Source organism: Microcoleus sp. B9-D4 (genome assembly GCF_036705105.1).
In the GTDB taxonomy this organism is placed as follows: Bacteria; Cyanobacteriota; Cyanobacteriia; order Cyanobacteriales; family Microcoleaceae; genus Microcoleus.
On sequence record NZ_JAUBTS010000038.1, the window covers coordinates 17177 to 29946 of the forward strand.

At 45.2% G+C, this 12770-nt stretch carries 11 protein-coding genes; 4 read left to right on the forward strand and 7 right to left on the reverse strand.

Annotated features, from left to right (window positions below):
• Positions 1-190 precede the first annotated feature (190 nt).
• Complete coding sequence (gene rppA / locus QUB24_RS21060; RefSeq protein ID WP_333155175.1) at positions 191-880, reverse strand: two-component system response regulator RppA; 690 nt, start codon at positions 878-880, stop codon at positions 191-193.
• A gap of 206 nt (positions 881-1086) precedes the next feature.
• Between rppA and QUB24_RS21065 the strand changes: the two genes are divergently transcribed.
• The 3 genes from QUB24_RS21065 (at position 1087) to QUB24_RS21075 (ending at position 4508) form a co-directional block, all read left to right on the forward strand.
• Positions 1087-2091, forward strand: a complete 1005-nt coding sequence (locus QUB24_RS21065) for a multicopper oxidase domain-containing protein (RefSeq protein ID WP_333155177.1) — start codon at positions 1087-1089, stop codon at positions 2089-2091.
• A 164-nt stretch (positions 2092-2255) separates the two neighbouring features.
• Positions 2256-3476 carry a helix-hairpin-helix domain-containing protein gene (locus QUB24_RS21070; protein WP_333155179.1) on the forward strand — a complete coding sequence of 407 codons (1221 nt, stop codon included), beginning with the start codon at positions 2256-2258 and terminating at the stop codon, positions 3474-3476.
• 87 nt (positions 3477-3563) lie between these two features.
• Positions 3564-4508, forward strand: coding sequence for an FTR1 family protein (locus QUB24_RS21075; RefSeq protein WP_333155180.1), 945 nt, complete (start codon positions 3564-3566; stop codon positions 4506-4508).
• Between the two features lie 114 nt (positions 4509-4622).
• Here QUB24_RS21075 and QUB24_RS21080 read toward each other — a convergent pair whose 3' ends face one another.
• The 3 genes from QUB24_RS21080 to QUB24_RS21090 all read right to left on the reverse strand — a co-directional run bounded on the left by QUB24_RS21080 (position 4623) and on the right by QUB24_RS21090 (position 8468).
• On the reverse strand, positions 4623-5102 hold the full coding sequence (locus QUB24_RS21080) for a hypothetical protein (protein WP_333155182.1): 480 nt from the start codon (positions 5100-5102) through the stop codon (positions 4623-4625).
• Positions 5103-5141: 39 nt separating this feature from the next.
• Entirely contained in the window at positions 5142-8255 is a 3114-nt protein-coding gene (locus tag QUB24_RS21085; RefSeq protein WP_333155183.1) for an efflux RND transporter permease subunit, read from the reverse strand.
• Between the two features lie 66 nt (positions 8256-8321).
• Positions 8322-8468, reverse strand: coding sequence for a hypothetical protein (locus QUB24_RS21090; protein WP_333155184.1), 147 nt, complete (start codon positions 8466-8468; stop codon positions 8322-8324).
• Positions 8469-8538: 70 nt separating this feature from the next.
• Between QUB24_RS21090 and QUB24_RS21095 the strand changes: the two genes are divergently transcribed.
• Positions 8539-8688, forward strand: coding sequence for a hypothetical protein (locus QUB24_RS21095; RefSeq protein ID WP_333155186.1), 150 nt, complete (start codon positions 8539-8541; stop codon positions 8686-8688).
• 72 nt (positions 8689-8760) lie between these two features.
• Here the strand turns inward: QUB24_RS21095 and QUB24_RS21100 are convergent, their stop codons facing one another.
• The 3 genes from QUB24_RS21100 to QUB24_RS21110 form a co-directional block, all read right to left on the reverse strand.
• Complete coding sequence (locus QUB24_RS21100; protein WP_333155187.1) at positions 8761-9999, reverse strand: ABC transporter substrate-binding protein; 1239 nt, start codon at positions 9997-9999, stop codon at positions 8761-8763.
• 216 nt (positions 10000-10215) lie between these two features.
• Complete coding sequence (locus QUB24_RS21105) at positions 10216-12072, reverse strand: efflux RND transporter periplasmic adaptor subunit (protein ID WP_445300425.1); 1857 nt, start codon at positions 12070-12072, stop codon at positions 10216-10218.
• A gap of 202 nt (positions 12073-12274) precedes the next feature.
• A complete protein-coding gene (locus tag QUB24_RS21110; RefSeq protein ID WP_333155192.1) occupies positions 12275-12472 on the reverse strand; it encodes a hypothetical protein in 198 nt (65 codons plus the stop codon).
• Positions 12473-12770 lie beyond the last annotated feature (298 nt).

The window sequence follows — 12770 nt, forward strand, 5'->3', positions numbered from 1 at the left end:
ATTGGTAATTGGTAATTGGTAATTGGTAATTGGTAATTGGTAATTGGTAATTGGTAATTGGTAATTGGTAATTGGTAATTGGTAGTTGGTAGTTGGTAGTTGGTAATTGGTAGTTGAGAATGATATTTTTTTGGGAACCGCATAGGACGCAGAGTTTCTGTTTCTATAGGGGCGGTCCCCCGGGTTTCTTTCAATTTCTCATCCGGTATCCGACGCCGTGGACGGTTTCAATTAAATTCGCGCAGCCGACTGATTCGAGTTTGCGCCGCAGCAAGCGCACTTGAGCGGCGACTACATTGCTAAAGGTATCTGCACTGGCTTCCCATATCTGATTCCGAATTTGGTCGGTGGTGACAATTTGATTCGGATGTTTCATCAAATATTCTAACAGTTGAAATTCTTTGTTAGTCAGCGAAATTGTCGGGTTTGTGCCGTTTTGATTGAGATGAAAAGCTGTGCGATTGCCGCAATCTAAGGCGAGATTTCCGATTTGTAGCTGTTGGGGCTGAATTTGGGGTGATCGCCTCTGCAATGCCCTCAACCTTGCTAACAGTTCCGCCATCCCGAACGGCTTGACTAAATAATCGTCAGCCCCGGCATCTAGTCCCGCAACTTTATCTTCCATTCGGTCTTTTGCTGTCAGCATCAATACGGGCAGGGCGCTATGTTTAGCACGCAATCTCCGTAGCAGTTCCAATCCTGACAATCCTGGTAGCAACCAGTCAAAAATAGCGAGGGTGTATTGCGTCCACTGGCTGTCTAAATATTCCCAAGCTTCATTGCCATCTAGGGCCCAATCAACTATATATTTTTCCTGCTTTAAGGTTCGCTCGATCGCTTTCCCTAAATCTGGCTCATCTTCAACTAGCAAAACTCTCATAACTCTAATTTATAGCGGTAAATCCTTATACATTGTTAGCGATCGGCAGCATCTACCCCAACATCTAACCTCACATACTGAGATGAAATCAGCATGAAATTTTCTAATTTCGCAGAAAAAGATGATAGTTGACAATTATTGACAACAAGCTAGAAATGTCTTATACTCAAACGCAATCAAATTTTTGAGAATATTTTTAAATAAGTATGACAGATTTATCCGATCGTCCCGCCATGAAAAAGCCGGGGCGCTGGAGTCGCCGCCAACTGCTACAGCTAGGAATAGCTGGCGCTGGGGTAGCGGGCGGCGCGATCGCATTGCAAAATTTGACTCACAAACCGACATCAGTTGCGAGAGTACCGCCAATGCCCGCAGATGCAGTCACCGTCAGCAATATCAACCCGATGCAAATTGCGCGGGATTTTGATTACGGCACCGTGACGCGCGAAAACGGGCGCACGGTACGCGAATTTCGCCTGGAAGCTAATACTTCGATCGTCCAACTTAACAGCGCCGTCACCTTCAACACCTGGAACGTGAACAATCGCGTGCCGGGGCCGACATTGAGGGCAACTGAGGGCGATCGTATCCGCGTCATTTTTTATAACAAAGCCGGACATTCTCATTCGCTGCACTTTCACGGCGTTCATACCAGCGAAATGGATGGCGTTAAACCAGTGAAAAACGGTTCGGTATTTATTTATGAATTCGATGCCAATCCCTACGGAGTGCATCTTTATCACTGCCATATTGAGCCTGTAACTCGTCATATAGGTAAAGGACTCTATGGAATGTTCATCATCGATCCGCCAAAACCCCGTCCTCCCGCCGATGAAATCTTGTTAATCATGGGAGGATACGACGTAAACGACGACGAAAAAAACGAACTATACGCTTTTAACGGGTTGCCAAATTATTACATGAACAACCCGATCCCTATTTACCGAAATCAGCTAATCCGGCTTTACGTTCTCAACCTGATTGAGTACGAACCGGCAGTGACTTTTCACCTGCACGCCAACTTTTTTGACGTATATCGCACAGGAATGACTTTGACTCCCAGTGAAAGAACCGATGTAATTACAATGGGAGTAGCTGAAAGACATATTTTAGAATTTACCTACGGCTACGCTGGAAAATTTATGTTTCATCCCCATCAAGATGCGATCGCCGAAGCAGGCTGCATGGGGGTATTTGAAGTCATCACTTAAACCAAATCCTGCTACCACGGTGCGGCGATTCAAATAAAGAAAGTATGAAATTATTTGACAAGCTCGATCGCAAATAGGTAGAATGAATAGCTCGCAAATAATTGAGAATATTTCTTAATAACCTGTGAGTCCAAATGCACATAACGTAAAAATTAGCAACTGCCATGTTATCAACTTTTCGTTTATTACTCACATCTTGCACCATTCTTAAGAACAGGCAAGATGCCTGTTCCACAAACAATGACTTTTCTTGTGGGGTGGGCATCCCCAAGAACAGGCAAGATGCCTGTTCCACAAACAATGACTTTTCTTGTGGGGTGGGCGTCTCGCCCGCCCGTAGCAGGGTTGTTGCAAATGTTGCAAGATATCGTTTATTACCTACAGCAACCGCTACAGCCATCCTCGTTGCTCTGACCGGTTGCGTTTCCACGCCCACAGCCAGCAACACCGACAGCACCGCCTCACCCGTTGCCACAGCCAGTCCCGCCTCCACAAGCGGTCACAGCGGGACTCACAGCGGCAAGGGCGGCATCAACATCAATACTGCCATTCTTTCAGAGTTAGATAAACTCGAAGCCAAGTTAGGAGTACCGGCACTTTCTAACAAAATTCAAGCCAGCCGCCCTTACGGGAAAGTCGAAGAATTGGTCTCTAAAAATGTCATTACTCAAGCCCAATTCGACCAAATCAAAGACTTGGTAACTATTGAAAATGTGGTGCTGACAGGCGAGCCCAAAGATGTAGACTACATGACTAAACTTGGCTTGATGAAAGGGCATCTTATAGTAGCCAAAGAACTCTTGGATCAAGGCAAACCCGACCAAGCCGAACCGCACATCGGGCATCCAGTTGAAGAAATTTATGCCGATGTGGAAGATCAGCTAAACGAGCGTAAAATTCCCGAATTTAAGACTACTTTAATTAAATTGCAGGATTTAGTTAAAGCGGGTGCAAAAGATCCGGCTCAAGTGAATGCGGAATTTGACACATCAATGCAAGCAGTTGACGGAGCAATTGCCGCCCTTCCCGAAGCGCAGCGCAAAGATCCGAAATTCGTGCTGCAAGTGATTAACGGCTTGCTAGATACAGCTAATTCCGAATACGGAGCGGCAGTTGCTAACGGCAAAATTTCCGCAATTATTGAATATCAAGATTCGCGGGGTTTTGTCATGTACGCGGAAATGCTGTACAAAGATATAGCCGAGCAAGTGGCTAAAACCAGCCCCGAAATTGACAAAGCAATTGTTGCCAACATGACTGAACTGAAGACAAATTGGCCAACGGCGATCGCACCCCCCGCCCCCGTCAAAACCACCGAACAAGTCAACCAGCTAGTTAAAACCATCGAAAGCGACAGCCAAAAAGTTCTCAAACCAGCATCCTAAAAACATCACTTTCATCAAGAGCGGTAATTGGTAAATAATCTGCCAATTACCTAGCTCCTTAACCACTCCCATTCCCACCATAAAAAAATGAATTTTGGCGAAGCATTGCCCACGTTTGTAATTACCCTCCGCGAAGGAGTCGAAGCCGCCTTAGTTGTCGGCATTGTTCTAGCTTGCCTCAAAAAATCAGGACAAAGTTATTTAAGTCCTTGGGTTTTCGGCGGTGTTGGCGTTGGACTGATTGCCAGTGCTTTGATAGGTGTACTTTTCGGCTGGACTATTCAAATTTTGTCCGCATCCAATCAGCCTTTTGCACCGATTATGGAGTCGCTGCTAGAGGCAATCTTTGGGGTTGTGGCGATCGCAATGCTGAGCTGGATGCTGATTTGGATGACCAAACAAGCGCGATTTATGAAAGCCGAAGTCGAAGGCGCTGTGAGTGCTGCCTTAACGCAAAATTCTCATGCCGGTTGGGGCGTATTTAGTTTAGTTTTGATTGCCGTGTTACGCGAAGGATTTGAAACCGTTTTGTTTGTGGTTGCCAAATTTCAACAAGGAATTATTCCGGCAATCGGCGCTTTGGCGGGCCTTCTCTCAGCCACCGCACTTGGTGTCCTGCTGTTTAAATTGGGAATCAAAATTAATATCCGCCTGTTTTTCAAATATATGGGCATTTTATTGCTATTTATTGTAGCGGGTTTAGTGGTATCTACCTTGGGAATTTTTGACAGCGCGATGAATATTTTATCGCAAACAAATCGGGAATCAGCAGCATTGTGTTTCTATTACGAAAGATTTACTAAAATCCACTCTTGCATTCTCGGGCCGATGGTCTGGAATACCTCGCAACTGCTTCCCGAAGAAAAGTTTCCCGGTTTGTTATTGAGTGCGCTGTTTGGATACACGGATAAGCTCTATGTCGTGCAGGCGATCGCCTATTTGATGTTTTTAGGTACTGTCGGTGGCATCTACTTCCAAAGTCTGGCAGGTAGAGTTTTCTTCCCATTCAAAAAAACTCAGGCAACGAAATAGGAAATAAAGTGCGATCGAAACGTGATCGGCTTTTTAATGGAAATGCAGGAGGCAGTTGTTTGTTGCTAATAACTAATGCGCCCATAAGTTAGAGCGCATTAGTAAATTACCTATCTATTGATTGAAGGTAAAACGACCGTCAACTTTTTCTCCGTTAATATCCGCAGTCACTTTCACGGGATAACTTCCTGCATCTTTGCCGGGAAACACCACAGCGTAATGTTTGCCCTCAGCATCATACTTGAGAGCTAGGGTTTGCTGCTTTCCATTCGGCAACTGCACTTGAGCCGTCACTTTGGCGTTAGGAACTGGTTCCTTTTTCTCCCCTTTTTGCAAATAAACATCTAAATGAGTTCCGGTAGCTTCTTTTTCCGGTACAAACTCTAAATAGTAAGCTCCAGACTTTACAACTTGCCCCCCTTTAGTTGCTGTTGCAGGAGCAGCGGCGGGAGCCGAAGACGCAGGTTGAGAGGCGACAGGAGGGGATGCTGGAGTGGTATTTGGATCGTTTGCTTGGTCGCCTTTACTGCAAGCTCCCAAAAACAGCAATCCAACACTACCTAGAACAATTAAACTTGACTTAAGCGATTTCATTTGTTTGACTCCTTGCTGACTGACAATAAGTAGAAAATATCACACATTAACTACCTTCCCGTCTTCAATAACTGGCTGAGGTTGTTGAGGGCGTAAAAAATGCCCAAATTGAGCATACAAAGCTGGCAACACTAACAAAGTTAAGGCTGTAGAAGTAAATAACCCTCCTAAAACTACGACTGACAGCGGTTGCAAAATTTCCTTGCCCGCCCCACCTTCAAAGACTAAAGGTGCTAAACCCAAAGCTGAAGTTAAAGCGGTCATCAAGATGGCATTGAGCCGTTCCATCGAGCCTTTAATAATTGCTTCCTTAAAAGGCAGTCCTTCAGCAAATTTAGTGTTGTAGTTGTCTACTAAAAGCAAGCCGTTACGGGTAGCAACGCCGAATAATGTGACAAAGCCAACCAGGGAAGCTACAGAGATGATGCTACCAGTCAAAGCTACCGCAATTACTCCTCCCACTAAGCCGATCGGCAAATTAATCATAATCATAGCAGTTGAAGGAATTGACTTGACGGACAAGTACATCAATACTGTAATTACCAAAAAGGCGATCGCACTAAATATCATAATATTTTGCGAAGCTCTTTGCTCGGCTTCAAATTGACCGCCGTACTGGATAAAATAGCCAAAAGGCAACTGTACCTCTCGTTTGACTTTAGCTTGAATTTCATTCACAACCGATCGCAAATCCCTACCTTTAGCATTAGCCGCCGCCACAATCAAGCGGGAAACATTCTCGCGGTTAATCGTATTTGGCCCCGTACCGTATTTAACAGTCGCAACTTGGGCGAGGGGAATCTTGTTACCGCTTGGAGTATCAACCAGCAAATTCTGAATAGTTTCTAGGTTGTTTCTAGCTTCAGGCTGCAACCAAACAACTAAATCAAAAGTTTGCTGCACTTCCAAAACTTGAGAAACAACTTTGCCGTTTAAAGCTGTCTCAATTATTTCAGAAAGCTCTCCGATTTTCAAACCGTATCTACCCGCAGCTTGACGGTTAAACTTAATTTGAATTTGTGGCACGGGCACCTGCGGTTCGAGTTGCAAATCCACAATTCCCTCAACTGTTTTCATTTGCTCTTCAACTTTGGCACCGATGCTGCGAAGCTGATCCAAATCCGGGCCAAAGATTTTGACAGCAATCTGACTTCTGACACCAGATAAAACCTCATCCATCCGGTGAGAAATAAAACCGCCGATATTTGGTGCAACTCCCGGCAATTTAGCAAATTCCTGCCGCAACGCCTCCAAAGTTTTCGGCCTGTGTTCCATGCCCTCCTCGCTCAAACCGATATCAATGTGAGCTAAATTGACTCCCGCAGCATCAGCATCTCCCGGAGCTCTGCCCGATCGCACTTGCACATATTGAAACCTGCTATCATCCTTAAGAGCATCTTCAATAGCAAAAGCCGCGCTATCTGTTGTCTCCAAAGACACCCCCGGATAAAGCATAATAGTATTCACCAAAGTTTGCTCCTGAAACTCCGGCAAAAACACCCGTCCAAAGGAAGGCAAGATAATTAATGCAGCCACCATGCTAGCAGCAGCTAAAGCTAATATAATCCCCGAATAGCGCATTGACAAATTTATCGAAAAATGATATATGCGCTTGCAAAATCTCGGCAACCAAGGTTCTTTACCACTCATACGTTTGTTAGGCAATAAGATAGCACAAAGGGCGGGAGATATTAACAGCGATTCCAGACTAGAAATCACTACAACTACCAGATAAGTAATCCCCATCGGCGTAAAAATTCGACCTTCTACACCGGGCAAAGTAAAAATTGGAGAAAAAACAACAATCCCAATAACAGTCGCTCCAATTAACGAATCGCGCACCTCCTGACTGCCATCAAAAATCACATCCATCACCGGGCGAGGATGAAGAGAAGACGTATTTTCTCTCAAATTGCGGTAGGTATTTTCGGCATAGACGATCGCATCGTCGATCGCAGTGCCGATCGCGACCGACAAACCCCCCAAAGTCATCGTATTCAGCCCCAGCCCCAGCCAATACATCGCCAGCAGCGCCAACAGCCAAGTCAGAAAGAAATCTAGCAAAACAACCGCCAGAGTGCGCCAATTCATCAAAAACGGGATGAGAATAAGGGTGACGATGATGCTGCCTTCAACTAAAGCCGATCGCACATTCTCCACCGAGGAATTAATATATTCTTCCTGTCGAAAAGTCACAGTAACTTTAATATCTTTTGGCAGAGCTTGCTGCACCTCAGCCATTGCTGCCTCAACCGCTTTAGTTACCGTCGGAGTATCAGCAACTGGCTGTCTGTTTACCATCACAATCACAGCTTTTTTGCCGTTAAAACTGCCATCGCCCCGCTTGATTGCAGCACCAATCTTGACCTCAGCCACATCACTAATTCTGACGGGTGTTCCGTGGCGAGAGTCGATCGCCGATTGCTGCAAATCTTCCACAGACTCAATCCGCCCCACCCCCCGGATTAAAGTTTCTCGATCCGGCGTAATTAAATATCCCCCCGGCGCGTTAACATTCGCAGCCGCCGCCGCTTCAGCTACTTGCTGCAACGACACATTAAAAGCTTTCAACTTAGCAGTTTCTACTAATACTTGATACTGCCTTTCTTCGCCGCCGTAAGCCACCACTTGAGCAACGCCTGTCACTGCCAAAAGGCGATTTGTGACTTGCCAATCAACCAGACGGCGCACTTCCATCAAAGGAGTAGTTTCTGACGTAAAAGCATAGCTAATAACAGTGCCGACAGGAGAAGTTGTGGGAGAAATTTGCGGTGTTTCTACCCCAGCAGGGAGTTTGCTTTGAGCTTGCTGCAACCGTTCTGTTATCAACTGCCGCGCTTGATAAATTTCAGTTCCCCAATCAAAGATTACCTTAACCAAAGAAAGGCCCACAGCGGAAGACGATCGCACTGCTGTTACCCCAGGAGTTCCGTTAATTGCACTTTCGATCGGTAGTGTTACCAAAGACTCGATTTCTTCCGGTGCGAGGCCCGGTGCTTCCGTCTGAATTTCCACCTGCGGGGGTGCAAAAGGAGGGAAGACATCAAGGGACATTTGGGGGATGATATACAATGTCCAAAGACTAATAATAATGGTGGCGATAACAACTAGCCAGCGGCGGTTAATTACCCATCTAAGAATAGTGCTGAACATTTTATGATTTTATAGAGGTGATGACTACCGGCTACCGTTGGGCGATCGACTATTTAACAATAAAGTTTAGCGGATATTAAAGGCTCCGGCTGCGCTAGCTTTACCCGCCATTCCTTGGCTGAAAAGTGTTAAATAGCCATTCACTTTAGCTTGACTCCCAAAAATGAAATTAGGATGAAATATTTTAACTTTCAACCCGGATTCATAAGTCATGTAAAATCTAAAATATAAAATGATATAACCTGCGTTGCTCTTTTTGATAAAGCAGTTTACAATAGTTATTATGCAAGCACCAAAACACTACTCACAAACTCTAGAAAGCATTGGCGAAATAGACTACAATCCAGTACCGCCAAAGCGCTCGGAACGGGTTATTATGCGCGCTCAATTCAAAGGGCGCAAAAAACCTATGCCGTATATTTTCGATGAATAGCGATCGTAGAGCCTTTCTGGGTGCAGGTAAATTAATCAACTATTTTGCAAAATTGGGATGCACCCTTTTGACTTACTTCAAAAAGATGAACTTGCCATTATTTCCATCTACATCCATCTTGATTTGAGCAATGTAAAACTGGCTCTGTACAACTTCACCTTCAGGGGTAAAGGCAATTTCACCGAGAGGGGTATTGTACTTTCCAGCTAGGATTTGCTGATTCAGCTTTGTGCGTAACTCTGCCAATGACAACGCGCTGAGTTTGGTTTTACTATCCAAAGCTTTCAAGGCTTCCACGAATACTTGTACGGCAGTGAAGGCTTGAGCGCTAAACTGCGGTGGTTCCTTCTTGTTTTGCTTTACATAAGCATCGCGGAAGGCAGCATTGATTTCGCCGGGGGCTTCGGGACTATAGGCTTGAGCAATGATAATACCATCGCAGAGTGCTTGACACACCGAGAAGATATTAGACGTGTTCAAACCATTGCCGCCAACGATCGTATTTTTATAACCCAGTTCCCGCAGTTGCCGGATCGAGTTACCTCCATCGGCTGCCAATCCAGAAATAACAACTAAGTCGGGTTGGAGAGCGAGTGCATTACCAATTTGAGCTTGGAAGTCCGTGTCAGTAGTTTGGAACTTTTGGACGGTGACGATATCCAGCCCTTGGTTTTTAATCGCTTGCTGGAAAATTTCTGTCTCCGATGTCGTGAAAGCATCATTTTGAGCATAAAAGACAGCGACTTTTTTAATCTTAGGATTAAGCTTAAGCGCTGCCTTTACTGCATTGGGAGCTACAAGCGAAATAGGTGCAGAGACACGGGCAATATACTCACCAATCTCAGGAATCCCTTTGGCAGTATTCGATGCGCCAATGACTGGCACTTTTGCTCGTTCTGCGATTGGATTGGCACTAAATGCCTGCTGAGAAGCCGATGGCCCCACAATGCCAACCACTCGATCTTGATTAATTAGAGTTTGGAAGGCGTTGATGGCTCCTGCTTCATCTCCTCCAGTGTCTTGAAATACCAGTTTAATAGGAGTACCATTAACACCTCCCCTGTCGTTGAAATATTTCTCAGCAATTTTGGCACCAGCCACTGATTCCTGAGCTAAAAGAGCATAGTTGCTGGTTTGCGAGAATGCTGCTCCAATTGGAAGGGCAGTGGCCAAATTGGGTGTAGCTGCTGCTGGTGTATTGCTCGGAGTATTAGTGGTGGTGGTAGGTTGATTGGTTTGACTGCAAGCAACAACCAGTACAAAAGTGATGAAGGAGGTGAGAATTTGAGTAAAGATACTTTTCTTAAACATCTTAGGACTTCCGCAGTGAGTATGTGCAACTACAATAGTCCTGAACATTTAGTTAGGTAATTGGTAATTGGTAATTCTATCTTACTCCGAACTTTCGCCAACTGGGATAAGGCGAAACTAGCCAGCCGCGGTTAATTACTCATCTAAGAATAGTGCTGAACATTTAAACAGTTGACAGTTGACAGTTGACAGTTGACAGTTAACAAAGTTACAGTATTATGCTTTCTTCCTGACATCCGTTACATCCGTTACAAAATCCGCTGCCGAACTTTCTTCGCGTCGATTTCCCCACCAAACCCCTGCTGCAAAAGTCAGGGATGCGATCGCAACTCCTCCCCCTATTCCCGCCCACCATAAAGACACGGGTAAATTATTAAAATTAACCTCTGGTACCTTTGGAGATGTCTCTTTCTTTTCCTCGTCTTTTGAGGGCTTGCTGCCGCCCCGCAAAGATTGTGCGTAAAGTTGAGGTGCTCGCTGCGTTACTATCAAATCTCCCTCGAATAAACCCCTCTTAACTTCAACTAAATCTCCCGCAGTTTGACCGAGTTCAATTTCAACCGCTTGATAAGCATTGCCATTTTGGACGTAAACGGTTTTTTTCCCGCTAACATCCACTACCGCCGCACTCGGAATTGCTAAAATATTTGTGGCAGTTTTGTCTGTTAAAATCTCCAACTCAGCAAACAGTCCGGGCTTTAATTCACCGTTAATATTATCTAGTTCTGCTTTCACCGGCACCACCCGCGTTTCTCCTGACACGGATGACCCAATTAAGGCGATTTTTCCCTTGAAAGTGCGATCGGCTAAATTAGCGACTTTTACCCTGACTTCCTGACCCTGTTTTACTTGATTCAGGTCTTTTTCGTAAATATTGGCTGTGGCAAAAACGCGGCTGTCATTTAACAGACTCATCAACGGTTTTTCAGCGTTTACTGACTCGCCTGGGGTGATGAAGCGATCGGCTACCGTCCCCGAAATCGGAGCAACTACAGTAACGAGTCCTCGATCGTTGGCAACAGTTCCTAATTGTTGGAGTCGCGCTTGATAGGCTGCGTCAGCCAAGCGAATGCGCGACTGAGCGACTTCGACGGCAGTTTTGCCGCGTTTGAGCTGGTTCTCGGCTTCTAGGACTTCCCGACGGCTCTGAGCTCTGGTAAGTTGAGCTTTTGCTTCTGCTACTCGGCCTTGAGATTCCCGCAATTCCCGCATCGGCAGGTCTACTTCGGCTTGTTTAATTTCGGTTTCGGCTTTGATAACTTCAGGACGGCTTTTTGCCTTAGCAACAGCGGCTTTTGCTTCTGCGAAGTGGGCTTGCGATTCCAGCATTGTGCGCCGCGCGATCGCTCCTGATGCCACTAATTCTTTGTCGCGATCGAACTGTTCTTTAGCAATAGTTAATTCTGTTTCGGCCCGCGCTATTTCGGCTTGCGCTATTTCAACTTGACGCTGATAGTTTTCTTGAGCGGCTTGCACCACGGAACGCTTGTTTACTAATTCTTGTTCTCGCTGGTACTGCTTAGTTACCGCTGTTAATTGGGTTTGGGCTTGGGCGATTTCTGCTGCGGATATTTGACTTTGGCGATCGTAATTTTCTCGTGCTAATTTGAGATCGCCTTCCGCTTGCTGCAAATCTGCCTCAGCTTCGGCACGTTTCGAGAGAGATTCAACCCGCAATTGTCCTAATTCTGAACTTGATAAAACCGCAAGCGGTTGACCTTTTGATACTTTGTCCCCAGGCTTAACCAGCAACTCTACTACTTTCCCAGCAACAGGAGCCGTTACTTCTACTTTTTGGTTGGGTAAAGTTTCAATTTCTCCAGTAGTTTTAATGCCGATATCTAGTCTCTGGCGCGTGGCAGGGAAGATTTTAATTCCTAACCGTTTTGCTGTTTCGGCATCGACAGAAATAGCAGTAGGAGTTTGAGTTGTTTCGCCGCTATGGTGAAATTCATTTCCGTGGCCAGCGTGGGCAAAAACAGCGGCCGGAGAACTTAGCAAAATTATGCTGAACAAACTTCCCGAAAAGCTGCTAATAATTGCCGGATATTGAGCATATTTGTGGAATATCATCGTTGGCATTGTCCTTGAAATCAGGTTGAGTGCCACAGGTTTAGCAGTTGGTATTTTGCCAAGGTAAGTAAGTGATACCCATTAAGTAAAGTTACTTATTAGCATTTTCCAAGAAGCGACCGCTAAGCAATGACCAAGAGCTAGGAATGCTCTACTCAACCTAGTATTTCAGGGTCAAATGAAATTAGGATGAAATTTCGCCTCAGCAGCCCAGATGCCCACCAGATTCTAAAATATGAAGATAAGTTTCGCCTAATGACAAGCGATTTTGCTGTAGATTTTTTTCCGGTTTTTTTATCTCTGCTGGCGCTGCAATTTCGTTGGTCAATGCGCTCACTAGCTCATCTACGGCTGCATTTGATTTATAAGTTGTGGTTAATTCCAAGCTGTTCAAGATCATGACCTACCCCCTCTATATAGCTTTTTGCTGACCTACCTACTACTTTAGAGGTAGAGCTGAGCAATTGTCTACAGTAGTTTTACGTAACTTTCTACTACTTTAGAGGTAGGGAGGCTCCATTATCTACAGTATGTGTAGGTACTTTCAGGAAACTGAGGTGGAGTCAGACAACTGCTGACAGCCACAGTCGAGCTACATTACTTTGTCTACCAAGGTTGTCGGCACTTTTTCATTTGCTCAATTTCTTGCTTTTGTGAACCAAGTATTTTCTTAACTATCCAGCTACCGTGATTAAGGT